The following is a 26,331-nucleotide window of genomic DNA, read 5'->3' on the forward strand; positions in this document are numbered from 1 at the left end:
ACGGGTGACGGTCACCGTCCACACCCCGGACACGGTCCAGGAGTACGTCTACGACACCCCGGCCGACCGCGAGGTGGGCCGCTCGGCCGCGTGCGCCCTGCGGATCCCCGACCGGTACCGCAGCGTCTCCCGCCGCCACTGCCGGCTCACCATCGACCCGCCCGGCGTGCTGGTCCGCGACCTCGGCAGCAGCTACGGAACATACGTCAACGGGGCGCGGCTCGGCCGCCTCACCGAACACCCGCTGGCGCACGGCGACGAGATCGCGATCGGCGACGTCCGGCTGCGGATCGCCGTCCTGGAGAGCATCGACAAGCCCCCGGAGGAGGACCCGGCCACGCGGCCCCCGTTCGCCGTCCCCGGCTACGACGTCCTCCGCGAGCTCGGACGTGGCTCCCAGGGCGTCGTCCACCTGGCCCGCCACCGGGGCTCGGGAGAACTCGTCGCGCTCAAACGGGTGTCGGCCGAGGGACCCGTGGACGAGCAGACACGCTTCGCCTTCCGCCGCGAGTTCGCGGGCATCCGTGCCCTGCACCACCCGAACATCGTCGCCTTCCGCGACAGCGGAGACCGCGCCCAGGAGTTCTGGTTCGCCTGCGAGTACTGCCCCGGCGGCAGCCTGGAGCGGTCGGCCGCCAGGGCCGAGGGCGGCCGTCTTCCGGTGACCGCCGCACTGTCCGTCGTACGGCAGGTGCTCGCCGCGCTCGACCACGCGCACCGCGCGGAGCTGCCCGCGGCCCGCCTCGCGGACGGCACCGCGGCCACGGCGCGTGGACTGGTGCACCGTGATGTGAAGCCCGCCAACATCCTGCTGACAGGCGGCGATTCGCCCATGGGCGGCCCGGCGGTGAAGCTGGCGGACTTCGGTCTGGCCAAGGCGTTCGAGCACGCGGGCCTCTCCGGGCACACGAAGACGGGCGCCCTGGGCGGCACGATCCCGTTCACCCCCCGCGCCCAGCTCCTCGGCTACAAGTACGCCGGGCCGGAGGTCGACGTATGGGCCGCGGCCGCCTGCCTGTACTGGATGCTCACCGGCGCCACCCCGCGCGACTTTCCGCCGCACAAGGACCCGGTGGCGGTCGCGCTGCGCGAGCCGGTCGTACGGATCGGGGACCGCGACCCGTCGGTTCCGGCCCGGCTCGCCGAGGTCGTCGACGCGGCCCTCGTGGACACCCCGCGCATCGAGGTCAGGACCGCGGCCGAACTTGCGCGGGCGCTGGAGGAGTGCGCGTAGGCGGCACCAGGCGCCGGGGCCTGGCGGCGCCGGGTGCCGCTCAGCCGCCGGAGTCCTGGACGCGGGCCTGGCCGATCCGCGTCGTGAAGCCCGTACGTCCCAGCCGCCCCACGCTCTGATCGGTGTACGCCCCCGCCCACAGGGCCTTGTCGTGTGCGGCGCGCTGCCGCCGGGAACACCGGCTCCGGTCCACCTCGACGGTGGGCACGACCGACGGCACCACGTCGCGGAACCGCTCGTCGGTGGAGGCGAGCACCTCCTCGTACGCCGGATCCGCCGGAAAGGCGAGCGACAGCGTGACGGGAGGCTCCCCCTCACGCGTGTCGCCGGCGGCCTCCGCCAGCGATCGGGCCAGAAACTGCAGGGCGATGCGGATGTGCGTGCCCAGGTCCCGGTTGCCCGGATCCGGCGGGTAGGGCCAGGGCGCCTCCTCCGGTACGAGGTAGTGGACCCGCACCCGGCGGTCCGGGAGGACCATCACAAGGCCCGGCCAGGGGCCACCGCCCGCGATCGTGAAGCCCGGGGGCTCGGGCTCCAGCGACCAGCGCAGGCTGAGCCACTCGATCATGCGCATCGCCTCGGGCGGAAGATTGTCCGGGCTGTACGGGCCGCGGCTGCGCGTCCTGAGGGCGTGGTCCTGCATCACCGCGACGATCAGGGCCCCGTCCGGGCCGATCTCCAGGACCAGGGGGTCGATGGCGAGCTGCGTCATGACCCGGCAGGCCGACTCGATCCGTGCGGACACACCCCCGCCGACGCCCGTCATTCCCGCCTCTCCTCCCGCCCCGCCCGCTCAGTCGACGAGTGCGACATAGAGGGGGCTGGCGAGCAGCACCGTCATGTCGTTCCGAGGGGCCAGTTCCGGGTACGGGTGCGGTCCGTGCAGCAGGCGTTTGGCCACGAACTCGACGGTCTGCGCGGGACCCCGGAGCCTGGCGTGGGCCCGCACGACCGTCGCCAGGTGGTCGTGTGAGGCGGTCCCCTCCCCATCGGTGAGGGTGGTGAGCTGGTCGATGAGCACGGGCAGCAGCGAGGAGGTGATCGCGGTGCGCGCCGGGGGCTCACCTGCGACGGCGCCCAACAGGTGGGCCGTCGACCCGCCGAGTCCGACGATCGTCCGCTCGCTGCTACCGCCGAAGTAGACCCCGTCCGCGTTGCTGAGCGTGCCCCACTGCATCGGCAGCACCCCGTGCACGTACTGCCCCGGCTCGTCCACGTCTCCCAGATCGCCGTGGTCCTCCAGATGCCGCACCACGCGCTCCAGGCGCGCGACCCGGTCCGTGCCGGCCGCCTCGACGCTCCGCTTGGCGCTGGCCACCTTCAGGTCCACGCCGAACTCCGTGACGCGCTTGCGCGCCCATGAGGCGTCGATCTGCGAGAGCAGCATGTCGACCTTGGCATCGCTGATGTACAGGTAATAACGGACGGACACACCCGTTCCCTCTCTCGCCGTACGGCGGATGCTACCCGCCGAAACCGCCGGTGAACCGGGGGAGTTGGGCCGGACGTGCCGGGAGTGGCGGATTCCGGCCCGGGGCGGCCGGGCATCCCGGGGGCGTTCGTGTCTGTGCCCCCGCCCTCCCTCGGGGCATACTGGCAGGACGATGACGAACCGATCCGCGCCCCGGCGCCACCTGTCCACCAGCCCCTTCGCGGCTCCCGCCGATCCCGTGATCAAGGAGTTCGCCGTCGGTGACCGCGTCTCCCACGATCGTCACGGCCTCGGGAAGATCATCGGCCAGGAGCCGACGGGTGCGCTGCTCGTCGACTTCGGAGCCACCCAGGTCCGAGTCCTCAGCCCCTTCAAAGGCATGCACAAGCTCTGACAGAGCTCCGACAGCCTCACGGAGACCGCCCCGGCGCATCACGCGCCGGGGCGGTTTCCGTACCCGTGCCTACGATGGCCCCATGGCAGAACGCGAGGGATCCCCACCTGCGAGCATCGTGCACCAGCGCACTCCCGGCGCCCGTGAGCTGGCCGCCGCCGCGGGTGTGTTCGCGCTCCTCGCGGACCCGACCAGGCTGCATCTGGTCTGGCTGCTGTCGCGCGGGGAGTCGGACGTCACCGCCCTCGCGGAGGCCTGCGGCGCGGCCCGTCCGGCCGTGAGCCAGCACCTGGCCAAGCTGCGGCTCAGCGGGCTCGTCCAGTACCGGAAGGACGGCCGGCGGGTCGTGTACACGCTTCCGGACGGCCATATGCGGCGCCTCGTGGTCGAGGCGATCAGCCACGCCGACCACCAGGTGACGGGAGAGCCCTGGCACGACTGAACCCCTCGCTCGCATGACATGTGCGCAACCATGCACATGTCCGCTACGGTGGTCACGACCCCCGGAGCCGAACGAGGGCGGGCCCCATGCTGTCCGTACTGCGTCACCGTACCTACCGTCGGCTCTTCGCCGCGCAGGTCGTCGCCCTGGCGGGCACCGGGCTCGCGACGGTCGCGCTGAGCCTCCTCGCGTACGAGATCGCGGGCGCCGACGCCTCCGCCGTCCTCGGCACCGCGCTCGCGATCAAGATGGTCGCCTACGTCGGCATCGCGCCGCTGATCAGCGCCTTCGCCGACCGAATACCCCGGCGGGCGCTCCTCGTCGCCATGGACCTCTGCCGCGCGACGGCCGCCCTCGCCCTGCCCTTCGTCACCGAGGTCTGGCAGGTCTACGTCCTCATCCTGCTGCTCCAGGCCGCCTCCGCCGCCTTCACCCCGACCTTCCAAGCGACCGTCCCCGACATCCTGCCCGACGAGCGCGACTACACCCGCGCCCTCTCGCTCTCCCGACTCGCCTACGACCTGGAGAACCTGTTCAGCCCGGCGCTGGCCGCCGCCCTGCTCCTCGTCGTGCCGCCCGGCCTGCTGTTCACGGGCACCACCGCCGGCTTCCTGGCCTCCGCCGCCCTGGTCGCCTCCGTCCTGCTGCCCACGCCCGCACCGGCGGAGCGGACCGGCGGCGTGTACGCCAAGGCCGCCTTCGGGATCCGGCTCGTCCTCGCCACCCCGCGCCTGCGCGCCCTCCTCGCGCTCGATCTGGTCGTCGCCGCGGGCGGCGCGATGGTCCTCGTCAACACCGTCGTCCTGGTCCGCGAGGTCCTCGGCCGCCCGGTCGGCGACGTGACGCTCGCGCTCGGGGCGTACGGAGCGGGGTCCATGGCCGCGGCGCTGCTGCTGCCACGGATCCTGGACCGGGCCGGCGACCGCGCTCTGATGCTCCCCGCCGCCTTCGTGACGGCCGCGGTCCTGGCCCTCCTCCCGGCCGGCCTGGCGGCGGGCCCCGGCCCCTGGGCCTGGCCCGCGCTGCTCGCCGCCTGGCTGTTGCTCGGGGCCGCCGGCTCCGCCGTCCTCACTCCCGGCGGGCGGCTGCTGCGGCGCTCGGCGCGCAGCGCGGACCTGCCCGCCGTCTTCGCCGCCCGGTTCTCCCTCGCCCACGGCTGCTGGCTGCTCACCTACCCCCTCGCGGGGTGGACGGCCGCGCGCGCCGGCCTTTCGGCCGCCGCCGTCGCGCTGGCCCTCCTCGCGCTCCTCGCGGCCGTCGCCGCCCTACGGCTCTGGCCGCGCGCGGACCCGGACGAGCTGGAACACCGCCACCCCGAGCTGGCCACCGACCACCCGCACCTGGCCGGCGCGGGGCAGGGGCACCGCCATGTCCACGACTTCCGCATCGACGCCCTTCACCCGCGCTGGCCGACCCCCGCGAAGCGCAGCGTCACCAGCTCGAACGGGCGCAGGGACAGCTCCACACCCCCGTCCTCGCCGCGCACCGCCCCGGGCGGGGCGTCGCCGATCCGGCGCTCCAGGAGATCGCACGCCGTCACCCCGTCCCAGCCGAAGCCGGTGGTGAGACGGGCCCGCGCCCGCCCGCCCCGGGACTCGTAGAGCCGCACCACCACGTCGCCGCTCCGGTCGTCCGCCAGCTTCACCGCGCTGACCACGACGGTGTCGTCGTCCACGACGACCAGTGGGACGACCTCCGCGTCCCCGGGAACCACGCGCTCCGGAAGATTGATCCGGTAGCCCTCGCGCACGGCGTCCCCGACCGAGGCACCCGGTACCAGCGCGTGCCGGAACCGGTGCGTCCCCTGGTCCGTGTGCGGATCCGGGAACCTGGGGGCGCGCAGCAGGGACATCCGTACGGTCGTCGTCGTGCCGCCGTCCTCGGGCCGTACCGTACGGGTCACGTCGTGCCCGTACGTCGACGCCGTGACGACGGCGACGCCCCAGCCGGGCTCCTCGAAGTGGACGAAGCGGTGGTTGCACGCCTCGAACTTCGCCGCCTCCCAGCTGGTGTTGGTGTGCGTCGGCCGGTACAGATGGCCGAACTGGGTCTCCGCGGCGTACCGGTCGGTGTGGAGGTCGAGCGGGAAGGCGGCCTTGAGGAACTTCTCCGTCTCGTGCCAGTCGACCTCCGTGTCCAGGTCGAGCCGCTTCGCCCCCGCCGCGAGTGTCAGCGTCTGCACCGCGCGCGAGGCGCCGAACGTGCGCGTCACGCGCACCGACACCGCCCGCGCGCTGTCGGCGGCGAGCGTCACCTCGTCCGCCTCGGTCAGGTCCGTGACGGTGTTGCGGTAGAACTGGTCGACGTCCCAGGCGTCCCACATGTTCGGGAAGTCGGGGTGGATCTGGAGCAGATTGGCCGCCGCCCCCGGAGCGAGCGTCTCCCGGCCCGCCGCCAGGTCGAGGACCGACACCACCAGACCGCGCCCGTCCACCGTCACCCGCAGCAGCCCGTTGTCGAGGACGAACCCGCCGCCGGGCCGCGCCTCCGCCACGCAGCCGCCCGAGGCCTCGGCGACGACCCTCGCCCCGCCCGCCGGAACCCCTGAGCGCTCGTGCGGGGCCGCGTTGAAGACCAGTTCGCCGCCCGCCACCGGGTCGCCGGCGAGCACCCGCTGCGCCCGGCCGATGATGCCGGTCAGCTCCTCGGCGACCGCCGCGTACGTCCGCTCCGCCTCACGGTGCACCCACGCGATCGAGGAGCCCGGCAGGATGTCGTGGAACTGGTGCAACAGCACCGTCTTCCAGATCCGGTCCAACTCCTCGTACGGATACGGCACTCCGGACCGCACGGACGCCGTGGCCGCCCACAGCTCCGCCTCGCGCAGCAGGTTCTCGCTCGCCCGGTTGCCCTGCTTGGTCCGCGCCTGACTCGTCAGCGTCGCCCGGTGCAGCTCCAGATACAACTCGCCCACCCAGACCGGCGCGTGCGGGTACTCGGCCTCCGCCTTCGCGAAGAACTCCGCCGGCCGCTCCCAGCGCACCCGCGCCGAGCCCTCCAGATCCCGCAGCCGGGCCGCCTTCGCGACCATCTCGCGCGTGGTGCCACCACCCCCGTCGCCCCAGCCGGTCGGCGCGATCGAGTGCCGCGCCCGGCCTTTGTCCTTGAAGTTGCGGACGGCGTGCGCGATCTCCTTGCCGCTCATCGAGCAGTTGTACGTGTCGATGGGTGGGAAGTGCGTGAAGATCCGCGTCCCGTCGATGCCCTCCCACCAGAACGTGTGGTGCGGGAACGAGTTGACCTGGCTCCACGAGATCTTCTGCGTCAGCAGCCACTTCGAGCCAGCCGCCTTGATGATCTGGGGGAGGCCGCCCGCGAACCCGAACGTGTCCGGCAGCCACGCCTCCTCGTTCTCGACGCCGAACTCCTCCAGGAAGAACCGCTTGCCGTGCACGAACTGACGGGCCATCGCCTCCGAAGACGGCATGTTCGTGTCCGACTCCACCCACATGCCACCGGCCGGCACGAACCGGCCCTCCGAGACCGCCTTCTTGACCCGCGCGTACACCTCGGGACGGTGCTCCTTGATCCACGCGTACTGCTGCGCCTGCGACATCGTGAAGACGAACTCCGGCTCGTCCTCCAGGAGCGCGGTCATGTTGGCCGTCGTCCGCGCCACCTTGCGGACCGTCTCGCGCAGCGGCCACAGCCACGCCGAGTCGATATGGGCATGACCCACCGCGCTGATCCGGTGCGCCGACGGCTCGGCCGGCGAGGCCAGCACCCCGGCAAGACGTGAACGGGCCGCCGCGGCCGAACCGTTGACGTCCTGGAGGTCGATCGCGTCCAGGGCGCTCTCCACGGCCCGCAGGATCTCCCAGCGGCGGGCGCCCTCCACCGGGAGCTCCGCCATCAGCTCGCCGAGCACCTCCAGGTCGATCACCAGCTGCCACACGGTCTCGTCGAAGACCGCCAGGTCCATCCGCGCGAGCCGGTACTGCGGGGTGTCGCCCGCGGTCTCCTTCTCGCCGAGCTCGGTCGGCAGGAAGGGGTGGTAGTCCAGGATCACCGGGTTGGACGCGGCCTCCACATGTAGCAGCACCTCCTCGCCGCCGGCCGCCGGAGCGGCGATCCGCACCCACTGGTTGCGCGGGTTGAGGCCCTTCACCGGCGAGCCGTCCGGCCGGTAGACCAGCCCCTCGCACTGGAAGCCGGGCATGTTCGCGTCGAAACCGAGGTCGATCAGGGCCTCCACCGTCCGCCCCGCCCAGGCCTCCGGCACCACTCCGGAGACGGTGAGCCAGCTCGTACCCCAGGGCGCTCCCCAGGCGTCGCCGACGGCGATCGGGCTGCGCGGCGCGGCGATCCCCTCGGCCACCGGCACCGGTTCGTCGGGCGCGGTCCAGATCCCCACCTCCAGAGGCACCGACTCGGGATGGATCGCCGGGCGGACGCGCTCCTCGAGGACGCGCTTGAGACGGGACTCGATCAGGGTGCGGTCGTCATGCATGGCAGTCGCTCCATCACGTAAGAGGTAGGCGGTCAGGCCCGGCCGACGTCGTCGACGGTGACCGTCTCGGTGATCCCGCGTGCGCTGAGATGATCGCGGTCCGACGCCCGTGACGCCAGTACGGCCGTCGGCCGCGCGCCGTCCGCCGCGAGCCGCATGAAGGCCTCGAAGAACGCCCCGCCCGGCGCGCAGGTCGAGCGCTTCGGCGCCTCGTCCGGCAGATCGAGGACGAGCGCCGTGGTCCGGGGGCGCGGGCGGTGGGCGCTCTCCCGGGCCTCCGCCACGGCGTCCGCGAGCGCCCGCCCGGCCGGTTTCACCTCACGGTCGGTGGTCAACAGACCGAGGCTGTACTCCAGTTCGGGGAAGTCGGCGAGCGAGCGGTCGACGTCGTGCGAGCACCACCAGGTGATGCCCCAGAGGTCCGGACAGTCGAGCGCCGCCGCCACCGTCGTACGGGTGAAGGCGGCGGCCCGGTCGGGCGCGATGTGCGGGGCGGGCGCGCCCACCTCCTGGAGCCACACCGGGCGCGCCGCGTCCTCGGCCCAGGCCTTGGACAGCTCGACCAGATAGGCGGCGTGCTGCCCGGTCGCGACGGAGTCGGCGCCGTAGCGCTGGGCGGTGCCGTTGAAGACCCAGGAGTGGACGGCCGTCACCGCGCCGAGCCGGGCCGCCTGCGCCGGGGTGAAGGGATGGTCGTCCAGGTACCAGGCGGCGTCGTACTCGGCGTGCAGATGGAGTCGTCCGGGTGCGCCCCGCTCGCACGCCTCCAGCATGCGCCGCAGCCAGCTCTCGGCCTCGTCCGGGGTGATCCGGTCCGGATCGGGATGCGGGTCGCCGGAGAACTGGTTGATCTCGTTGCCGAGCGTCATCCCCAGGAAGTTCGGGCGGTCCGCGAGGGCCGAGGCGAGGGTGCGCAGGTAGGTCGCCTGGCCGTCGAGCACCTCGGGGTCGGTGAAGAGGTTGCGCCGGTGCCAGGTGAGCGTCCACGAGGGCCGGAAGTCGAAACTGGACAGATGGCCCTGGAGCCCGTCGACGGCCACGTCCAGACCCCGCTCGGCCGCCGCGTCGACGATCCGGACGAGCTGCTCGACCGCGCGCGGGCGGATCAGGGTGCGGTTCGGCTGGAAGACGGGCCAGAGCGGGAAGACCCGGACGTGGTCAAGGCCGAGCGCGGCGATCGAGTCCAGGTCGGCGCGGACGGCGTCGAGATCGAAGTCCAGCCAGTGGTGGAACCACCCCTGGCTCGGGGTGTAGTTGACGCCGAAGCGAGGGGCGTCGAGCGGGGAGGTCATGCTCGGCATCGAGTCCTTTACGTAGGTCATCTGCGGAGGTCACCCCTTGATGGCGCCTTCCTCGACGCCTTTGAAGAAGAACCGCTGGAGCGCGGCGAACACGGCCACGACCGGCAGGAAGGCGATCATGGTCCCGGCCGCGATCAGGCGCGGATTGGCGGTGAACGTTCCGTCGAGGTACTGCAGCCCCACGGTGAGGGTGTACCGCTCAGGGTCGTTGAGCACGATCAGCGGCCACAGGAAGTCGTCCCACGCGCCGATGAAGGTGAAGATCACCACGACGCTGAGCATGCCCCGGACGTTCGGCAGCCCCACATGGACCAGGCGCTGCCACACGTTCGCGCCGTCGACGAGCGCGGCGGCGTCGAGCTCGGGCGGGACGGCCTGGAACGCCGTGTACATCAGCAGGACGTTCAGCATGGCGATGGCCCCGGGCAGCGCCACCCCGAGCAGGGTGTCCGTCAGGCCCATGCTCCGCACGGTCACGTACTGGGAGACGATCGTGACCTCCCCGGGCAGCACCAGCGTGGCCAGGAACAGACCGAGCGCGAGGCGCGCGCCGCGGAACCGCAGCCGGGAGAGCGCGAAGCCGGCGAGCGTGGCCCCGACGACGTTCCCGGCGACCGCGATCGCTGCCACCGTCAGCGAGTTGAGGGCGTACGTCCACACCGGGATGGCGTCGGCGACCTGGGTGTAGTTGGAGAACGTCCAATCCCGAGGCAGAAAGTCAGGCGTACGGGAGTAGACGTCCTCGCCGGGGCCCTTCAGCGACGTCGACAGCTGCCACAGGAACGGCCCGATCGTGAGCAGCAGGACCAGGGCGAGGAGCAGATAGCGTGCCGCCTTCGCGGCCGGGGTGGCCGTACCGAATCCTCGTACGGGCATGGTCAGGACGCCTTCCTGTTCAGCCGGGCGAGGAACAGCATCGGGCCGACGGTGATCACGAAGAGCAGCAGGCTCAGGGCGGAGGCGTAGCCGATGTGCCCGGTGAAACCGCGGCTGTACATCTGGATGAGCATGACCACCGACATGTCCCGGCCGCCCGGCCCGCCGGTGCCGTGGGACAGGACATACAGCTCGGAGAAGACCCGCAGCGCGGAGACCGAGATCAGGACGGAGACCAGCATCATCGTGGTTCGTACGCCGGGCAGCGTGACGTGCCAGAAGCGGCGCACGGCGGACGCCCCGTCGACGGCGGCGGCCTCGTGCAGCTCCCGGCCCACGTTCCCCAGCGCGGAGAGGCAGATGACCATGTAGTACCCGAGGCCCTTCCACACGGTCAGGGCGATGGCGCTGAAGAGCAGCAGCCAGCGGTCGGTGAGGAAGTCCACCGGCCGCTCCGTCAGGCCGAGTTGGCCGAGCAGACCGTTGAGGAGGCCGCGGTCGTCCAGGACCCAGCCCCAGATCAGGGCGACCACGACGGCGGAGGCGACCACCGGGGTGTAGAAGGCGGTACGGAAGAAGGTGATGCCCGGCAGCTTCTTCTCCACGAGCAGCGCGAGCAGCAGCGGCAGCAGGGTCAGCAGTGGCAGACAGATGAGCAGGTAGACGATGCTGTTGATCAGCACGTCGGTCAACTGGTCGTCGTTCAGGGCGCGTTCGTAGTTGGCGAGGCCGGTGAACCGGCCGCCGCCCAGCGGCTTGGCGTTGGTGAACGACAGGATCACCGTGTTCACGGCGGGCCACAGGTTGAAGACGACGAGCCAGACGACGGCCGGCCCGGCGAGCAGCCACGGGGTGAACCAGCGCCGGTGTGTCATTGGGTGCCTTCCGGGAAGGGGAGCGGCGCCGGGGGAAGTCGGCGCCGCTCCCGGCCGCCGCTCAGTCCTTCAGCATCTGATTGGCGCGGTCGACCGCGGTGTCCAGCGCCTCCTGGGAACCGGCCTGGCCGTTCAGGGCGAGGGCGATCTGCTGGTTGATCACCGTCTTGATCGCGTCGTTGGCCTGGACGGGCTCCAGCATCCGGGCCTTCGCGAGCGAGGCGAACGCCGTGACCTTGGCGTCCGCGGCGTTCGTCCCGTCGCTCTTGCTGAAGTAGGCGTCCGAGGCCGAGGCCCTGGTGGAGGGGAAGATGCTCGTGAGGTGGGCGAAGGCGGCCTGGTTCTCGGCGTTGGTGACCCAGCGGGCGAGCGCGAGCGCCGTGGCCCGGTTCTTGGTGGCCTTGGAGACGGACAGGCCCTGGACGTACAGCGGCGGGGTGCCCATCGCGGGGGAGGAGACCACCTTGGGCGCGAGGCTCGGGTTGTCGACGGCCAGCGTGGTGATGTAGTTGCCGCCCGCCGTCGTCCAGGCGGCCGTGCCGGAGGAGAACAGCTTGGTGTTGCCCGCGTACGTCTCCGTCAGCACGTCCTTGGGTAGCAGCCCCTCCTTGAACGCGCCGCGATAGGTGTCCAGGAGGGCGGCGGCCTCGGGGGTGTTGAAGGTGAAGCTCTTGCCGTCCTCGGACATGAGCTTCACGCCGGCGTTGGCGAAGTCCATCAGCCCCGGCTTGCGGCTCATCAGATAGACCGAGCCCTTGGACTTCTCCTTGACGGTCCTGGCCGCCGTGATCAGCTCGTCCAGGGTGGCCGGCGGGTTCTTCGGGTCCAGGCCGTACTGGGTCAGCAGCGCGGAGTTCCAGTAGTTGACGTCGGTGTTGAGGTACCAGGGGTAGCCGTACGTACCCTCGTGGCCGGCGAAGCGATAGGCGGCGGTGCCGCCTTCGACGTAGTCGGCTTCCAGCTTCGGGTCGGCGCCCGCCACGTCGAGCAGCATGTTCTGCTTCACCAGCGGCAGCGCGAAGTCCGGTGGCAGGTTGACGACGTCGGGCAGGGAGCCGCCGGCCGCCTGGCTGAGCACCTTCTCGGAGTAGCCGTCGCCCGGCTGGTCGAGCCACTCCACCTCGACGCCCGGGTGCTCCTTCTCGAAGGCGTCGATCACGCCCTCCATGTACGCGGTGAACTTCGGCTTCAGGGCCCAGGTCTGGAGCGAGACCCTGCCCTTGACCTCGCCGCCGCCGCCCGCCCCCGCGTCGTCGGAGGCGTTCGGGTCGCCGAGGCCGCAGCCGGCGAGGGTCACCGCGGCGACCGCGGCCACGGCCAGCCGTATCCAGTGGCTGCTTGTTCGCATATGAGAGGTCTCCCGGTCTGTTCTGGCGGACGAGGCAGAGCTACTAAACCGGTCTAGCGATGGGGGACTATGCTCCCGCTACACTCCGCTGTCAAGACAGTGCGCGAGACGGCACTGCGCGAGACCGAAGGGGCCGCCGCGTGGCCAGACCGACGATCGCCGACATCGCCCGCAGGGCCGGGGTGTCCAAGGGCGCCGTGTCCTTCGCGCTCAACGGCCGCCCCGGGGTGAGCGACGCCACCCGCGCACGCATCCTGCGGGTGGCGGAGGAGATGAACTGGCGCCCGCACAGCGCCGCGCGCGCCCTCGGCGGAGCCCGGGCCGGCGCCGTCGGCCTCGTCCTCGCCCGCCCCGCGCGGACCATCGGGCTCGAACCCTTCTTCGGTCATCTGCTCAGCGGACTCCAGGCCGGGCTCTCCGTGCGCGGCACGGCCCTGAACCTGCTGGTCGTCGAGGACACGGCCGCCGAGATCGAGGTCTACCGGCGCTGGACCTCCGAGCACCGCGTGGACGGCTTCGTCCTGGTCGACCTCCAGGTCCGCGACCCGCGGATCCCCGTCCTCGAAGAGCTTGGCGTGCCCACGACCGTGCTCGGCGGACCCGGGCGGCACGGCAGCCTGCCGAGCGTCTGGGCCGACGACCGCGAGGCGATGGTGTCGATCGTCGACTACCTGGCCGCCCTCGGCCACCGCCGCATCGCGCACCTGGCCGGACTTCCGGCCTTCCAGCACACCCAGCGCCGTATCCGCGCCGTACGGGACAGCGCCCGGCGCCTCGGGCTCACCGAGGCGGTGTCGCTGCCGACCGACTTCAGCGACGCCGAGGGCGCCGCCGCCACCCGCGCGCTCCTCGCCCGGCCGCAGCGGCCGACGGCGATCATCTACGACAGTGACGTGATGGCCGTGGCCGGGCTCGGTGTGGCCAACGAGATGGGCGTGGCCGTCCCCGGCGAACTGTCGATCGTCTCCTTCGACGACTCCGCCCTCGCCCGCATCGTCCACCCCTCGCTCACGGCGCTCTCCCGAGACACCTTCGCCCTCGGCGAGCAGGTCGCGCACGCGCTCCTCGCCGTCGTCGACGACCCGGCCGCGGCACGGGACATCAAGAACCCGACACCGCGCCTCACAGTCCGCGAGTCCACCGCGCCACCCGCCCTTGACCCGGCCGACTAAAGGGGTTTAGCCTCCCGAGGCGAGACGGGCGCCGACGCCCGCCCGGTCCGTGGCCCGGGCGGGCCCGCCGCTCCTCGCGCGCCGCGCCCACTCCGTACCACTGCGCCCTCGTGCCACGGCACGCTCGCCGAAGCGCCGCACTGTCTCCGTACCGCCGCACCTCCCGTACGTCCCAGCACCCCACCCTCCCGCTGGACCGGAGTATCGGATGAGACGACACCTCCCCCTGCTGATCGTCGCGGCGCTCATCGCCGCCCTGCTCGGCCTCGCCCCGCTCACCCCGCTCACCCCCCAGGCGCACGCCGCCACCCAGGCCCCGTCGGCCGCCGGCGATCAGCCCTACGCCTCGTACTGGCACCCCAACACCCTCCTGAACTGGGACCCGGCCACCGACCCCGACGCGCGGTTCAACCGCTCCCGCGTCCCGCTGCGGCCCCGCATCTCCGACCCCGCGCTGAAGGCCAACGCCAACGCCCGCGCGGGCGAAGGGAAGATCGCCGCCCTCGTCTCCTTCGGCCCCACCTCGAACAACCCCTCGCAGGGCTCCACGAACCCGCACTACTACGCCTTCGGCCACTGGCAGTACATCGACAAGCTGGTCTTCTGGGGCGGCTCGGCGAGCGAGGGCCTGATCCTCGCCCCGAACGCGACCGTCATCGACGCCGCCCACCGCAACGGCGTCAAGGTCTACGGCAGCGTCTTCTTCCCGCCGACCGCCTACGGCGGCCAGATCCAGTGGGTGCGCGACTTCGCCCAGAAGTCCGGCTCCACCTACCCGGTCGCCGACAAGCTCGCCCAAGTCGCCCAGTACTACGGCTTCGACGGCTGGTTCATCAACCAGGAGACCGCGGGCGGCGACGCGGCGCTCGCTACGGAGCTGCGCAACGAGATGCGCTACGCACGCTCCCTCGGACCGGTCGAGTTCATGTGGTACGACGCGATGACCGAGTCCGGCGCGGTGAGCTGGCAGGACGCCCTGACCTCCGCCAACGACTCGTTCCTCCAGGAGGGTTCGCTGCGGACCTCGGACTCGATGTTCCTGGACTTCGGCTGGAGCGCCTCCGGACTGAGCTCCTCCCGTACGCTCGCCCGGAGCCTGGGCCGGAGCGAGTACGAGCTGTACTCCGGCATCGACACCGAGGCGAACGGCTTCAACACCTCCGTCCCCTGGTCCGCGGTCTTCCCGGACGGACAGTCGCACGTCACCTCGCTCGGCATCTACCGGCCGGAGTGGACCTTCACCTCGTCCACCGGCCGGGCCGACTCCCATGCCCGTGAGTCCCGTTACTGGGTCGGCGCCAACGGCGACCCGTCGAACACCACGACGACCTCGTCCTGGAAGGGCCTCGCCCACTACGTCCCCGAGTCCTCCGCCGTGACGGCCAAACCCTTCGTCACCTCGTTCGGCGCCGGCCAGGGCGACTTCTACCACTCCGGCGGTGTGCGGGTCTCGTCCACCGGCTGGAACAACCTCTCCCTCCAGGACGTGCCGCCCACCTACCGCTGGCGGGTCACCTCCAGCGGCTCCAGGCTCACCCCGTCCATCGACTTCACCGACGCGTACGAGGGCGGCTCCTCCCTGCGCCTGACCGGCACCCTCGACGTCGTGAACACCGTCCGGCTCTACCAGACGAAGCTTCCGGTCGCCGCCGACACCAAGCTGTCCGTGGTCCTCAAGACCCCGGCCGCCGGCCCGACCCGCCTCAAGGCCGCCGTCTCCTTCACCGACGCCCCGACCAGCTTCACCACCCTCGACCTCGGCTCGACCACCACCACCGGCTGGGAGCGCAGGACCCTCGATCTGTCCGCCTTCGCGGGCCGGACCATCGCCCAGATCGGCCTGGAGGCCGCCGGCTCCGTCCCCTCGTACGACATCAGGGTCGGCCAGATCGCGGTCCAGGACGGCGCGGTGGACACCGCCGCCGCCCCGACCGGCGTCACCGTCCTCGGCGCCACCGATGTGAGCGCCACGCGCAAGTCGCTGCGCCTGTCGTGGACGCCCTCGGCCTCCGGCTCCGTCCACCACTACGAGGTGTACCGGCGGGGCGCCGACGGCTCCCGTACCTTCCTCGGCGCCACCCCCAACGACGCCCTCTTCGTCCCCCAGCTCGACCGCGTCGGTACGGAGACGTCGACGACGCTCGACGTCGAGGCCGTCTCCACCGAGTACGGCCGTTCGCCGGCCGCCACCGCCACCGTCGGCTGGGCCCCGGGCGGCACCGAGTCCAACCTCGCCCTCGGCCGCCCGGCGACCGCCTCCGGCCAGTGCAACAGCAGCGAGACCCCGGCGAAGGCGGTCAACGGCTCGGTCACCGGCGGCAACGCCGACAAGTGGTGCACCACGACCTCCGCGAAATGGCTGGAGGTGGATCTCGGCTCGGCCCGCGCGCTCGCCCGGTTCACGGTGAAGCACGCGGCGGCGGGCGGGGAGAGCGCGTCCTGGAACACCCGGGACTTCACCCTCAAGGTCAGGGGATCCACCGCCGACCCTTGGACGACCGTCGCCACCGTCACCGGCAATACGGCGGCCACCACCACGCATCCGGTGAGCACCACGGCCCGCTACGTCCGCCTGGAGATCACCCGGCCCACCCAGACCACCGACCCCGCGGCAAGGATCTACGAGTTCGAGGCCTGGGGGTCTTGACGCGGGCGAAATAAGGAGGAAAATCCCTAATACACCAGAAAACCGGAGCGAGCCGCACACGCCGGTGAAGACGTTCACTGACGCGCGTGACCACTCGCTGGCTCTGGCCAGGCCCCCGGCAGATCCTCCCGGAACTCAGGCCTTTCGGCGACGGCCGAGATGTCCGAGTGCGGAGATGGACTACCGGGGACTGCATGTGTGGAGGCCCTCTCGTGCCCCGTAAGCCCCGTATCGAAGCGGTCCTGATCGACATCGACGGTGTGCTCACCGTGTCCTGGAAACCGCTGCCGGGCGCCGTGGCGGCGATGAAGCACCTGCGGGACCGGGGAATCCCCCTCGCGCTGGTCACCAACACGACCTCGCGCACCCGCGCTTCCCTCGCCGCCACACTGACCGCCGAGGGCTTTCCCGTCGGCTCCGACGACATCCTCACGGCACCCGCCGCCACGGCCGCGTATCTGCGCGAACACCACCCCGGTGCGCGCTGTCTGCTGATCAACACCGGGGACGTACGGGACGACCTCGGCGGCCTCACGCTCGTGGACGAGGACGAGCCGCCCGATGTGGTCGTCCTAGGCGGCGCGGGCGACGCCTTCGGCTATGCCACCCTCAACCGCGCCTTCCGCCATGTGCGGGACGGTGCACGGCTCGTGGCCATGCACCGCAACCTTTACTGGCGTACCGCCGACGGCCTCGACCTCGACACCGGCGCCTTCCTCACCGGCCTCGAACAGGCCGCCCGCGTCGAGGCGGAGATCACCGGCAAACCCTCACCGGCCTTCTTCGAGGCGGCCCTCGCGCATGTGGGCGCGGACGCGTCCGCCACCCTGATGGTGGGCGACGACATCGAGTCCGACGTCCTCGCCGCCCAGCGCTGCGGCATCACCGGCGCCCTGGTGAAGACCGGCAAGTACCTGCCCGAGACCCACCGTGCGGCCTCCGGCACCCCCGACCACGTCCTCGACTCCTTCGCCGACGTCCCCGATCTCCTCGACGCCGGCCGAACGAGCGACGACTGATCGTTCCCGCGGCCTGGTCAGCGCGCCGCGCCGGCCTCCAGAATGCCCTTGAGGGTCTGCTCGTTCCTGGGCAGCTCCTTGCGTACCTGCGGGCGGACGACCAGCGGGACGAGCGCCTTGCCGATGCCGTGTCCCTCGAAATCGACGGCGAGCGTCAGCCGCGAGCGCGTACCGTTGTCGATCGGCTCGATCGTGCCCTGGACATCGCCGCGTACGGGCCCGTCGATGCCGTGCATGTGCCAACTCCTCGGCGGATCCATGTCGATCATCTGCATCGTCATGGTCATGTCCCGACGCCCGATGTGCCGCGTCACGGCGACCTTCGACCCGACGGTGAAGGGCTCGTCGCTCAACGGGCGGGCCGCGACGGCATTTTCCTGCCAGTCGGGCAGATGTGTGGGGTCGGTGACGTAGGAGAAGACCTCCGCGGGGCTGCGGGAAATGTCGATGGTTTCCTTGATGGCAGACATTGCGCCCTCTTTGTGTGTCATCGTGGGGCCTGTTGTCGCTTCATACAAATGATCTCACGCATGGTGGAACGTCGCCATCGCGGGCGAACCGAGGAGCGGTGCCGCGATCAGCCGGTACGGGCCGACGCCCGCCCCAGCGACTCCACCAGCGGAAGCAGCCGGTGCGCCACCCGCTCGCGCAGCGCCATCTCCGTACGGGTCCTGACGACCCCCGGAAGCTGGATCAGCCGCTGGATCACGTCCTCCAGGTGCCCGTTGTCCCGGGCCACCACCCGTGTCAGCAGATCGCCGCCGCCCGTGATCGAGAACGCCTCGACGATCTCCGGCACCTCGGCGAGCGCGTCCCCGACCTCGTCCAGATGCCCCTGGGTGACCTCGATGTGGACGAACGCGAGCACCGGATGGCCGAGCGCGGCGGGGGAGAGGACCGGACCGGTCGCCGTGATGACCCCGTCCCGCTCCAGGCGGTCGATCCTGGCCTGCACCGTGCCCCGGGCCACCCCGAGGATCCGCGCGTACTCGCGCACGCTCGTGCGCGGCTGCTCGATCAGGAGCCGCAGGATCCGCGTGTCGAGCTCGTCCACCGCCATGGTCCGTTGGCTCCCCTCTGGCTGTCTCCGATATCTCTCGACTGTACCAATGGCCCACCGCCTGGAGCATCGGTTGAGCCAGTGGGGGGTGAGGTGTTTCCCTGGGGGAACAGTACGAAAGACATGGCGCCGCGCACGCGCCGGACCGGCGACGAGGCCGGACCAGGACCGCGGCGCCTTTCCCATGTCCTGGAGCCGCCACAAGCAGGCCGGGGCACGAGATCGCGCGAAGAGGGTGTGTGCACGTCAGCAGGGGCGGGACAACCGCCGTGAAGAAGGTCCGAGCGGCCGGCCGTCGGCTGGTCAGGCTCGTGTTCGTGGCCCCCGACCCGGGCCGCGTCCGGCTGCGCGTCTCCTCGCGCGCCGTCATCGGCGTCGGCCTCGCGGTCGCCGCGGCCGAACTGGCCGGGCTCTCCCTCACGGCCTCGATCACCGGCGGTCTCGCCGCGCTGCTCGCGCTCTTCACCGTCGGCGACCCCACCGTGCGCCGCCAGGTCGAGACGACCGCCCTGCTCCCCGCCGTCGGCTTCCCCGTCCTCGCCCTCGCGACCGTGCTGCACAACGCGCCGCTGCTGCGCGACGCCTCCTGGCTCCTCGTCATCTTCGCAGGGGTGTACGCCCGCCGCTGGGGCCCGCGCGGACACGCGCTCGGCATCTTCGCGTTCATGATGTTCTTCGTCACGCAGTTCCTGCACGCGCTGCCCGCGCAACTGCCGGAGCTGTACGCGGCGGTGGGCCTGGCCCTCGCCGCCTCGAGCGCGGTCCGCTTCGTGGCCTGGTGCATCGAGCGGCGCGTCCCGCCGCCCGCCGCGCCCGCCACGCTGCCCGGCAGCGGCCTCGACCGGGTCACCACCCGGCAGGCGTTCCAGGCCACCGCCGCCTGCGCCGTCGCGCTCGCCGCCGGCCAGTTCATCTCGCACGAGCGCTGGTACTGGGCCGTCGGCACCGCCTGGTGGATCTTCGTCAACACCGCCTCCCGCGGCGAGACCCTGATCCGCGGCTTCCGCCGGGTCGTCGGAACGGTCACCGGCATCGCCGCCGGACTCCTGATCGCGATCCCGCTGGCCGGCGCGGCCGGACCGACGGCCGCGCTCGTCGCCGTCTGCGTCTTCGGGATCTTCTACACGGCCCCGCTCTCCTACAGCTGGATGATGTTCTTCGTGACCGTCATGGCCGGGCTGCTGTACGGACTCCTCGGCGTCCTGCACCCCGGGCTCCTGCTGCTGCGCTTCGAGGAGACGGCGGTCGGCGCGTTCGGCGCGGCCGTGGGGGTCGCGCTGCTGCCGGTGACTACGCACGCCGCCACCAACGCGTGGATCGAGCGCGCCGTGACCTGCGTGCACGACTGCACCACCGCGGCGGCCCGGCGCCTCGCAGGCGACCCGGAGGCCGACCCGGCGCCGCTCGCCGCCGAGCTAGAGGTGCTCCTCGGCCGGGTCCGGCTCTCGCTGGCTCCGCTCGTGCACCCGCTGAGCCCGCTGCGGGCCCGCAAGGCCCGCGCCCGCCGGGTCCTCGCGCTGCTCGACGACTGCGCCCGTGAGGTCCGGGGCCTCGCGGCGGTCGCCGCGGACCCGGACGCCTCGCACGACGCCCGGCTCGCCGCCGCCTCCTGGCGGGTCGAGGCGGCCGTCCACGCCCTGGTCCCGCCGGCCCGCCCCGGGCGCCGCGCCGTGGAGCCGGCCGTAGCCCCGTCCCACCACCCGGGCGCGGAGGCCGCGCTCGGCCACCTGTACGGCGTGGAGCGGGCGCTGGTCGAGCTGGCCGCCCCCCTGCGCACGGCGCCGAGCGCCCCACTCGTGCCTGCCGCCTGATCCAAGCGGCTGGCTCGAGCCGCTTGATCCAAGTTGGTCTAGACCGACTGCTAACGTCGGCCCCGACCACGCGGGCGGTCAATCGTGACCGCCCGGCGGAGAGGGGAGACGCCATGGGCGGGACGGACGCGCGACAACCGGTACGGGCCTTCATCGGGTCGTTCACCTCGGCGGGCGGCCGGGGGATCCTCAGCGCCGACGTGGACCCGGACACCGGAGCCCTGACCGTCACCGGCGCGACGGACGCGCTTCCCGACCCGTCCTACCTCGCCCTGGAAGGCCCGGTCCTCTACGCCGTCTCCGAGACCGAGGACGGGGCCGCGGCCGCGTTCGACGTCACGGGGGCCGTACCGCGGCCACTCGGCGCCCCCGCGTCCGTACGCGGAGCCGGCCCCACCCACCTCGCCGTCACCGAGGGCCACGTCCTCACGGCCAACTACACCTCCGGCAGCGTCACCGCCCTGCCGATCACGGCGGACGGCTCCCTCGGCGCCGCCACCCACGTCTCCCCGCACCAGGGCTCAGGTCCCGTCGCCGACCGCCAGAGCGGCCCGCACGCCCACCACGTCCTGCCCGCCCCCGGCGGGCGCTGGGCGGTCGCCGTGGACCTCGGCACCGACTCCGTACGGATCTACGCCCTCGACGCCGCATCCGGCGCCCTGCGGCGGCACGGCGAGACCGCGCTGCGGGCGGGCACCGGTCCGCGCCACGTGGCCTTCCACCCGGCCGGCGGCCACGCCTACGTCCTGAACGAGCTGGAGCCCACCCTCACGGTCTGCCGCTGGGACGCGTCGGCGGGCACCCTGGAGCCGCTCGGCGAGACCCGCGTCGTCCCCGCCGCGGCCGCCGGGCCGAGCCACCCCTCCGAGGTCGTCGTCTCCCCCGACGGCCGCTTCCTCTGGGCCGCCGTGCGCGGCGACGACACCATCGCCGTCCTCGCCCTCGACCCGAGCGGCGAGCGGGCCGAGTTCCGTACCGCCGTGGACTGCGGCGGGCGCTGGCCGCGCGACCTGACCCTCGACCCCTCGGGGCGACGGCTCTACGCGGCCAACGAGCGCTCCGGCGACGTGACCTGGTTCGACCTCGACCCGGAGACCGGCATTCCGCACCGCGCGGGCTCGATCGACGCCCCGGCGGCGTCCTGCGTGGTCTTCGGCTGAAACGGCTGTACGGCGGTACGACCGAGGGCCCGTAACGGACGCGTCCGGTACGGGCCCTCAGCCACGCGGAACCTCAGTGCGCCGGGGCTCCCTGCGGCTGCTGCGGGGCGATGCCCAGCGCGGCCGTGTACTGCGAGAGCACCAGCTTGCCGATCGCCGGGTAGGCGCCCAGCGGCTCGGCTGCGGCGCAGCCCGCCTCCTTGGCGGCCGCGTCGAGCAGGCCGTCGGCCAGCTCGGGGCCGATCAGGTACGGGGCGAGCGCCAGCTGCTCCGAGCCGGAGCCGCGCAGCTGCTCGGCGATCGCGGTGATCGAACCCTCCTGGTCGAGCGCGGCGGCCATCACCGGGACGGCCAGGCGCGCGGCCAGCAGCATGCCCGTGATGCCGGCGGCCTGGACGGCCTCCTCGCCGCCGACCGTGGCGAGCACGATGCCGTCGGCGGCCGTGGCGACCGTGAAGAGGCGCGCGCGGTCGGCGCGGGCCAGACCGGCCTCCGACAGGCGCACGTGCAGGGCCTCGGCGAGCAGCGGGTGCGGACCGAGCACGTCCGTCAGCTCGGCGACGTTGCCGCTGTCCATCACGGCCTGGCGGATCCGGCGCATCAGGGCGCTGTCCGGGCCCGCGAGCAGCGGTACGACGACGGCGGCGGGGCCCTCCGGGGCGCTGACCTCGCGGCCGGCGGCCACGGCCAGCTCGTACCGCTGGGTCCGCAGCGTCTCCGCCTGCGACAGCACGCCGCCCAGGGTGGGGTACTCGGCGTCGTCACCGTCCAGGTAGCCGATCGCGGCCTCCAGGCCGGGCAGCTCGGAGCGGGCGATGCTCACGACCTCTTCGGCCAGCGAGCGTATGGCGGCCGACGGCACGCCGGGGACGGCGAGCACCAGCGCGGGAGCGCCCTCGGGCGCCGCCACGGGTTCGGGGCGACGGTGTCGCCCGGACTGGCGGGGTCGCGGCATTCGTACAGGCAGGCCGGAAGCAGGCCCAGTGGGGGAGCTCATGGCGCCGCATGCTACTGGTTTTGCCCGCCGCGCACTGCGGTGAGGTGCGGCAGAGCGTTATCTGCCCCTCTTTGTCCGAACCGCGGTTTACGCGGTCACATGCACCAACTTCGGCTCCACCGGCAGCCGTAGCCCGTCCGTCGCCAGCGCCCCGGCGAGCGCGAGGGCACCGTCGAGCGGATCCCCGGCCGCCGACACCTCCCGGGCATGCGGCAGTTGCTCGGCCAGCTCGGCACGCAACGGCACGAGCAGCGGGTCGCCCAGCTTGAACAGACCACCCGTCAGAGCTACTTCGCAGGCGCCCTGGGCCGGGCACACGGCGGCCGCGGCCTCGGCCACGTGCGCGGCGGCCTGCCGCAGGATCCCGGCCGCCACCGGGTCGCCGTCGGCGGCGCGGTCCGCCACGTCGGGCGCGAAAGAGGCGAGCACGGCGGGCCGGTCGGTCCGGGGGTACAGCGCGCCCGGCAGACCGGTGACGGGCCCGAACCGGGCCTCGGCGCGGTCGAGCAGCGCGGATGAACCGCCGCGCCGGCCGTCGTGGGCTCGCATCGCCGCCTCCAGGCCGGCGCGGCCGATCCAGGCGCCGCCGCCGCAGTCGCCCAGAAGATGGCCCCAGCCGTCGGCACGGCGCCAGGTCGTCAGGTCCGTACCGAGGGCGATGAGGCCCGTGCCGCCCGCGACCACGGCACCGGGCCGCTGCCCGAGCGCTCCGGCGTACGCGGTGACGGCGTCGGCCGCCAGCAAGACGCGCCGCACGCCCAGGGCCTTGTCGAGGGCGCCGGGCAGAACGGCCCGCAGCTCGTCGCCGAGCGTCGCCATACCGGCGGCGCCGATGGCCAGGGCGACCACGGGCCGGTCCCCGGCGCGGCCCAGCATCGACTCGACGGCGGGCAGCAGCTGATCGAGCAGATGGGCCGCGTCGATCCCGCCGGCGCCGGTCCGCACCGGCTCACGGGACGTCACGGTCTCGACGGGCCGCGTCGCGTCCGAGGCCGGTCCCAGGGCGATCCGCAGCCCCGAGCCGCCGGAGTCGACCCCGACGACCCAGCCCTCGGCCCCGGCCGTCACGGCAGCCGCCAGTCCACCTCCTGCGCCCCCTGGCGCAGAAGCAGTTCGTTGGTGCGGCTGAACGGCCGCGACCCGAAGAAGCCGCGGTCCGCGGACATGGGGGAGGGGTGCGAGGACTCGATCGCCGGCAGACTGCCGAGCAGCGGACGCAGATTGCGCGCGTCACGCCCCCACAGCACGGACACCAGGGGCTTGCCGCGGGCGGCCAGCGCCCGGATGGCCTGCTCGGTGACCGCCTCCCAGCCCTTGTCGCGATGCGCCCCCGGCTTCCTCGGCGCCGTCGTGAGCGCCCTGTTGAGCAGCAGCACCCCCTGGCGGGTCCACGGCGTCAGGTCGCCGTTCGCGGGCCGCGGATGCCCCAGATCGGTGTGCATCTCCCGGAAGATGTTCTCCAGGCTCGGCGGCAGCGGACTCACCTCCGGCGCCACCGAGAAGCTCAGGCCCACCGCGTGCCCCGGCGTCGGGTAAGGGTCCTGTCCGACGATCAGGACCCGCACCTCGTCGAAGGGCTGCTGGAAGGCGCGCAGGACGTTCGCTCCGGCGGGCAGGTAGGTACGCCCGGAGGCGATCTCCCCGCGCAGGAAGTCGCCCATCGCGGCGATGTTGTCGGCCACCGGCGCGAGCGCGTGCGCCCATCCCGGCTCGACGATCTCATTCAACGGTCGTGCTGCCACGGCCGTCACTCTACTGGCGCTGTGTCATGTCCCCTCACCCGATCACCGCCGCCCGTACGCAGAGCACGTCCGGCAGATGCTCGGCGAGCAGCGTCCAGCTGTCGCCGTCGTCCGCGCTCGCGTACACCTCTCCGTTGCGGTTGCCGAAGTAGACGCCCGCCGGGTTCCCGTCGTCCGTGCACATCGCGTCCCGCAGCACCGTGCCGTAGTGATCGCCCTCGGGCAGCCCCGCGGTGAGCGGCTCCCAGCTCTCCCCGGCGTCACTCGTACGGTAGACCCGGCAGCGGCGGCCGGCGGGCACCCGGTCCGCGTCGGCGTTGATGGGGAACACATAGGCCACATCGGCCCGCTGGGGGTGCGCGGCGACCGTGAAGCCGAAGTCGGAGGGCAGGCCGGCGCCGATGTCGGTCCACTTCGCACCCGCGTCGTCGCTGCGGTACACGCCCCAGTGGTTCTGCAGATAGAGCCGGTCCAGGTCCCCTGCGTCCTGTGCGATCTTGTGCACGCACTGCCCGAACTCCGGGTTCGGATCGGGCAGGAACACCGCGGACACCCCCTGGTTGGACGGGGCCCAGCTCGCCCCGCCGTCCCGGGAGCGGAACACGCCGGCGGTCGAGACCGCGACCGTCACCGCGTCCGGATCGCGCCGGTCGGTCACCACCGTGTGCACGGCCTCGCCGCCTCCGCCGGGCACCCACCGGGAGCGCGTGGGGTGCTCCCAGAGGGGGCGGACCAGCTCGAACGACTCCCCGCCATCCTCGGATCTGAACAGGGCGGCGGGCTCCGTCCCGGCGTAGACGACGTCCGGAGAGTGCGCGGGCGCGGGGTGCAGCTGCCAGACGCGCTCCAGCGAAGCACCCGTGTCCTGGGGGAACCTGACGGCCGGCCTGGCCGGCTCGGTCCAGTGGGCACCGAGGTCGTCGGAGTGGAAGACCGAGGGACCCCAGTGGGAGCTGTCCCCGCCGACGAGGATCCGCGGGGTCGCGCGCCGCGTGTCGATCGCGACCGAGTAGATCGCCTGCGCGTTGAAGTGGGGGTCGTCGAACTCCCACCGGCCGTCGCGCCGTCGGCCGATGAACAGACCCTTGCGGGTGCCTACGGTCAGTACTACGTCGGGCATGGCCGACACCTCCAGGACGCCGTTGTCGCGGATACGGGCCAGTCTGCACCCGACCACTGACAGCGGCTCCCGGTACGGTCATCTCCCCAGGTCAAAGGCGTGTTCCGCGCTCCGGCGGGAGTGAGGCGTGCGGACTCAGATCGCCCAGGCGTACGGGGCCGGCGCGTGGGTCTGCGCGCCCAGCTCGCGCGCGGCCCTGCGGGCCCAGGAGGCGTCGCGCAGCAGCTCCCTGCCGAGCAGGACGGCGTCCGCCTCCCCGTTCGCGACGATCTTCTCGGCCTGTTCGGCCTCCGTGATCAGCCCGACGGCCGCGACGGCCAGCCCGGTCTCGGACCTCACGCGGGCCGCGAAGGGCACCTGGTAGCCGGGGGCGATCGGGATCCGGGCCGGACCTCCGTTGCCGCCGCTGGAGACGTCCAGGAGGTCGACGCCGTGGTCGCGGAGCAGGCCCGCGAGGCGCACGGTGTCGTCGCCGGTCCAGCCCTGGTCCTCCAGCCAGTCGGTGGCCGAGATCTTGAAGAAGACCGGCAGCTCCTCGGGCCACACCGACCGGACGGCGTCCACGACTTCGAGGGCCAGCCGGGTGCGGTTCTCGAAGGAGCCGCCGTAGGCGTCGGTGCGGTGGTTGGCGTACGGGGAGAGGAAGCTGCTGATCAGGTAGCCGTGGGCGCCGTGCACCTCGACGACCTGGAATCCCGCGGCGAGCGCGCGGCGGGCCGCCTCGGCGAACTGCCCGGTGATCTCTCGTATCTGATCAGTCGTCAACTCGGTCGGGACGGGGTGGTCCTCGGCGAACGCGAGGGGGCTCGGTCCGACCGGCTGCCAGCCGTGCTGGCCGGGGCCGACCGGGCCGCGGCCCTCCCAGGGGCGCCTGGTCGACGCCTTGCGGCCGCCGTGCCCGAGCTGGATGCCGGGAACGGTGCCGTGCTCCTTGAGGAACCGGGCGACGCGGCCGAGGGCCTCCGCCTGGGTGTCGTTCCAGATGCCGAGGTCGGCGGGGCTGATGCGGCCCTCGGGAGAGACGGCGGTCGCCTCGACCAGGATCAGTCCGGTTCCGCCGGTGGCGCGGGAGGCGTAGTGGGCGAAGTGCCAGTCGTTCGCGACGCCCGCGGTCGGGCCGGTCGCCTCCGCCGAGTACTGGTCCATGGGCGCCATCCACACCCGGTTCGGGATGGTCAGCGACCGCAGGGTGTACGGCTCGAACAGGGCGACGCTCATGAGGGACTCCTCTTCCGGGGCCTTCGGGGGCTG

At 72.5% G+C, this 26,331-nt stretch carries 22 protein-coding genes and 1 pseudogene; 9 read left to right on the forward strand and 14 right to left on the reverse strand.

Annotated elements, in window-relative coordinates; translation table 11 throughout:
- Window positions 1-4: 4 nt before the first annotated feature.
- Entirely contained in the window at window positions 5-1,234 is a 1,230-nt protein-coding gene (locus ACZ4VI_RS13805) for a protein kinase domain-containing protein (protein WP_467999408.1), read from the forward strand.
- Window positions 1,235-1,274: 40 nt separating this feature from the next.
- On the opposite strand, the gene ACZ4VI_RS13810 is transcribed toward ACZ4VI_RS13805, so the two are convergent.
- On the reverse strand, window positions 1,275-2,000 hold the full coding sequence (locus ACZ4VI_RS13810; RefSeq protein ID WP_467999409.1) for a hypothetical protein: 726 nt from the start codon (window positions 1,998-2,000) through the stop codon (window positions 1,275-1,277).
- A gap of 27 nt (window positions 2,001-2,027) precedes the next feature.
- Window positions 2,028-2,666 carry a DUF7019 family protein gene (locus ACZ4VI_RS13815; RefSeq protein ID WP_467999410.1) on the reverse strand — a complete coding sequence of 213 codons (639 nt, stop codon included), beginning with the start codon at window positions 2,664-2,666 and terminating at the stop codon, window positions 2,028-2,030.
- A 172-nt stretch (window positions 2,667-2,838) separates the two neighbouring features.
- Here ACZ4VI_RS13815 and ACZ4VI_RS13820 point away from each other — a divergent pair, with 172 nt between their 5' ends.
- The 3 genes and pseudogenes from ACZ4VI_RS13820 to ACZ4VI_RS13830 all read left to right on the forward strand — a co-directional run.
- Window positions 2,839-3,060: a hypothetical protein gene (locus ACZ4VI_RS13820; protein WP_467999411.1), complete on the forward strand. Its 222-nt coding sequence runs from the start codon at window positions 2,839-2,841 to the stop codon at window positions 3,058-3,060.
- Window positions 3,061-3,142: 82 nt separating this feature from the next.
- A complete protein-coding gene (locus tag ACZ4VI_RS13825; RefSeq protein ID WP_467999412.1) occupies window positions 3,143-3,502 on the forward strand; it encodes an ArsR/SmtB family transcription factor in 360 nt (119 codons plus the stop codon).
- A gap of 86 nt (window positions 3,503-3,588) precedes the next feature.
- Window positions 3,589-4,806 (forward strand): annotated as a pseudogene (locus ACZ4VI_RS13830) (MFS transporter); the annotation flags it as partial.
- Between the two features lie 92 nt (window positions 4,807-4,898).
- On the opposite strand, the gene ACZ4VI_RS13835 reads toward ACZ4VI_RS13830, so the two are convergent.
- The 5 genes from ACZ4VI_RS13835 to ACZ4VI_RS13855 form a co-directional block, all read right to left on the reverse strand.
- Window positions 4,899-7,952 carry an alpha-mannosidase gene (locus ACZ4VI_RS13835; protein WP_467999413.1) on the reverse strand — a complete coding sequence of 1,018 codons (3,054 nt, stop codon included), beginning with the start codon at window positions 7,950-7,952 and terminating at the stop codon, window positions 4,899-4,901.
- Between the two features lie 32 nt (window positions 7,953-7,984).
- Window positions 7,985-9,274: a glycoside hydrolase 5 family protein gene (locus ACZ4VI_RS13840; protein WP_467999414.1), complete on the reverse strand. Its 1,290-nt coding sequence runs from the start codon at window positions 9,272-9,274 to the stop codon at window positions 7,985-7,987.
- A gap of 9 nt (window positions 9,275-9,283) precedes the next feature.
- Window positions 9,284-10,129 (reverse strand): carbohydrate ABC transporter permease, encoded by an 846-nt coding sequence (locus ACZ4VI_RS13845; protein ID WP_467999415.1) that lies wholly within the window; start codon window positions 10,127-10,129, stop codon window positions 9,284-9,286.
- A gap of 2 nt (window positions 10,130-10,131) precedes the next feature.
- The gene (locus ACZ4VI_RS13850) at window positions 10,132-11,004 is read right to left on the reverse strand and encodes a carbohydrate ABC transporter permease (RefSeq protein WP_467999416.1); all 873 of its coding nucleotides are present in this window, start codon (window positions 11,002-11,004) and stop codon (window positions 10,132-10,134) included.
- 61 nt (window positions 11,005-11,065) lie between these two features.
- The gene (locus tag ACZ4VI_RS13855) at window positions 11,066-12,352 is read right to left on the reverse strand and encodes an ABC transporter substrate-binding protein (protein WP_467999417.1); all 1,287 of its coding nucleotides are present in this window, start codon (window positions 12,350-12,352) and stop codon (window positions 11,066-11,068) included.
- Between the two features lie 140 nt (window positions 12,353-12,492).
- Here ACZ4VI_RS13855 and ACZ4VI_RS13860 point away from each other — a divergent pair, with 140 nt between their 5' ends.
- The 3 genes from ACZ4VI_RS13860 (at window position 12,493) to ACZ4VI_RS13870 (ending at window position 17,190) form a co-directional block, all read left to right on the forward strand.
- Complete coding sequence (locus ACZ4VI_RS13860; protein ID WP_467999418.1) at window positions 12,493-13,524, forward strand: LacI family DNA-binding transcriptional regulator; 1,032 nt, start codon at window positions 12,493-12,495, stop codon at window positions 13,522-13,524.
- 208 nt (window positions 13,525-13,732) lie between these two features.
- The gene (locus tag ACZ4VI_RS13865) at window positions 13,733-16,171 is read left to right on the forward strand and encodes an endo-beta-N-acetylglucosaminidase (RefSeq protein ID WP_467999419.1); all 2,439 of its coding nucleotides are present in this window, start codon (window positions 13,733-13,735) and stop codon (window positions 16,169-16,171) included.
- Window positions 16,172-16,383: 212 nt separating this feature from the next.
- Window positions 16,384-17,190, forward strand: coding sequence for a TIGR01458 family HAD-type hydrolase (locus tag ACZ4VI_RS13870; RefSeq protein WP_467999420.1), 807 nt, complete (start codon window positions 16,384-16,386; stop codon window positions 17,188-17,190).
- A 17-nt stretch (window positions 17,191-17,207) separates the two neighbouring features.
- Here the strand turns inward: ACZ4VI_RS13870 and ACZ4VI_RS13875 are convergent, their stop codons facing one another.
- Window positions 17,208-17,660, reverse strand: coding sequence for an SRPBCC family protein (locus ACZ4VI_RS13875; RefSeq protein ID WP_467999421.1), 453 nt, complete (start codon window positions 17,658-17,660; stop codon window positions 17,208-17,210).
- Between the two features lie 107 nt (window positions 17,661-17,767).
- Window positions 17,768-18,250 carry an Lrp/AsnC family transcriptional regulator gene (locus ACZ4VI_RS13880; RefSeq protein ID WP_467999422.1) on the reverse strand — a complete coding sequence of 161 codons (483 nt, stop codon included), beginning with the start codon at window positions 18,248-18,250 and terminating at the stop codon, window positions 17,768-17,770.
- A 311-nt stretch (window positions 18,251-18,561) separates the two neighbouring features.
- Here ACZ4VI_RS13880 and ACZ4VI_RS13885 point away from each other — a divergent pair, with 311 nt between their 5' ends.
- Window positions 18,562-20,061, forward strand: a complete 1,500-nt coding sequence (locus ACZ4VI_RS13885) for an FUSC family protein (RefSeq protein WP_467999642.1) — start codon at window positions 18,562-18,564, stop codon at window positions 20,059-20,061.
- Window positions 20,062-20,174: 113 nt separating this feature from the next.
- Window positions 20,175-21,221, forward strand: coding sequence for a lactonase family protein (locus ACZ4VI_RS13890; protein ID WP_467999423.1), 1,047 nt, complete (start codon window positions 20,175-20,177; stop codon window positions 21,219-21,221).
- 73 nt (window positions 21,222-21,294) lie between these two features.
- On the opposite strand, the gene ACZ4VI_RS13895 is transcribed toward ACZ4VI_RS13890, so the two are convergent.
- The 5 genes from ACZ4VI_RS13895 to ACZ4VI_RS13915 all read right to left on the reverse strand — a co-directional run bounded on the left by ACZ4VI_RS13895 (window position 21,295) and on the right by ACZ4VI_RS13915 (window position 26,298).
- Window positions 21,295-22,218, reverse strand: a complete 924-nt coding sequence (locus ACZ4VI_RS13895) for a sirohydrochlorin chelatase (protein ID WP_467999424.1) — start codon at window positions 22,216-22,218, stop codon at window positions 21,295-21,297.
- An 87-nt stretch (window positions 22,219-22,305) separates the two neighbouring features.
- Window positions 22,306-23,286: an N-acetylglucosamine kinase gene (locus ACZ4VI_RS13900; RefSeq protein ID WP_467999425.1), complete on the reverse strand. Its 981-nt coding sequence runs from the start codon at window positions 23,284-23,286 to the stop codon at window positions 22,306-22,308.
- Complete coding sequence (locus tag ACZ4VI_RS13905; protein ID WP_467999426.1) at window positions 23,283-23,960, reverse strand: uracil-DNA glycosylase; 678 nt, start codon at window positions 23,958-23,960, stop codon at window positions 23,283-23,285. Before ACZ4VI_RS13905 ends, ACZ4VI_RS13900 begins: the two co-directional genes overlap by 4 nt.
- A 34-nt stretch (window positions 23,961-23,994) precedes the next feature.
- The gene (locus tag ACZ4VI_RS13910) at window positions 23,995-25,080 is read right to left on the reverse strand and encodes a WD40/YVTN/BNR-like repeat-containing protein (protein ID WP_467999427.1); all 1,086 of its coding nucleotides are present in this window, start codon (window positions 25,078-25,080) and stop codon (window positions 23,995-23,997) included.
- Between the two features lie 135 nt (window positions 25,081-25,215).
- Window positions 25,216-26,298 carry an NADH:flavin oxidoreductase/NADH oxidase gene (locus tag ACZ4VI_RS13915; protein WP_467999428.1) on the reverse strand — a complete coding sequence of 361 codons (1,083 nt, stop codon included), beginning with the start codon at window positions 26,296-26,298 and terminating at the stop codon, window positions 25,216-25,218.
- Window positions 26,299-26,331 lie beyond the last annotated feature (33 nt).

The organism is Streptomyces sp. NPDC029169, assembly GCF_055563935.1.

What these genes read in the sequence shown, in the direction of transcription:
- ACZ4VI_RS13810 (WP_467999409.1), bottom strand. Translation starts at nt 2,000, where the DNA reads ATGACGGGCGTCGGCGGGGGTGTGTCCGCACGGATCGAGTCGGCCTGC.
- ACZ4VI_RS13820 (WP_467999411.1), top strand. Translation starts at nt 2,839, where the DNA reads ATGACGAACCGATCCGCGCCCCGGCGCCACCTGTCCACCAGCCCCTTC.
- ACZ4VI_RS13825 (WP_467999412.1), top strand. Translation starts at nt 3,143, where the DNA reads ATGGCAGAACGCGAGGGATCCCCACCTGCGAGCATCGTGCACCAGCGC.
- ACZ4VI_RS13835 (WP_467999413.1), bottom strand. Translation starts at nt 7,952, where the DNA reads ATGCATGACGACCGCACCCTGATCGAGTCCCGTCTCAAGCGCGTCCTC.
- ACZ4VI_RS13840 (WP_467999414.1), bottom strand. Translation starts at nt 9,274, where the DNA reads ATGACCTACGTAAAGGACTCGATGCCGAGCATGACCTCCCCGCTCGAC.
- ACZ4VI_RS13845 (WP_467999415.1), bottom strand. Translation starts at nt 10,129, where the DNA reads ATGCCCGTACGAGGATTCGGTACGGCCACCCCGGCCGCGAAGGCGGCA.
- ACZ4VI_RS13850 (WP_467999416.1), bottom strand. Translation starts at nt 11,004, where the DNA reads ATGACACACCGGCGCTGGTTCACCCCGTGGCTGCTCGCCGGGCCGGCC.
- ACZ4VI_RS13855 (WP_467999417.1), bottom strand. Translation starts at nt 12,352, where the DNA reads ATGCGAACAAGCAGCCACTGGATACGGCTGGCCGTGGCCGCGGTCGCC.
- ACZ4VI_RS13865 (WP_467999419.1), top strand. Translation starts at nt 13,733, where the DNA reads ATGAGACGACACCTCCCCCTGCTGATCGTCGCGGCGCTCATCGCCGCC.
- ACZ4VI_RS13875 (WP_467999421.1), bottom strand. Translation starts at nt 17,660, where the DNA reads ATGTCTGCCATCAAGGAAACCATCGACATTTCCCGCAGCCCCGCGGAG.
- ACZ4VI_RS13880 (WP_467999422.1), bottom strand. Translation starts at nt 18,250, where the DNA reads ATGGCGGTGGACGAGCTCGACACGCGGATCCTGCGGCTCCTGATCGAG.
- ACZ4VI_RS13890 (WP_467999423.1), top strand. Translation starts at nt 20,175, where the DNA reads ATGGGCGGGACGGACGCGCGACAACCGGTACGGGCCTTCATCGGGTCG.
- ACZ4VI_RS13895 (WP_467999424.1), bottom strand. Translation starts at nt 22,218, where the DNA reads ATGAGCTCCCCCACTGGGCCTGCTTCCGGCCTGCCTGTACGAATGCCG.
- ACZ4VI_RS13910 (WP_467999427.1), bottom strand. Translation starts at nt 25,080, where the DNA reads ATGCCCGACGTAGTACTGACCGTAGGCACCCGCAAGGGTCTGTTCATC.
- ACZ4VI_RS13915 (WP_467999428.1), bottom strand. Translation starts at nt 26,298, where the DNA reads ATGAGCGTCGCCCTGTTCGAGCCGTACACCCTGCGGTCGCTGACCATC.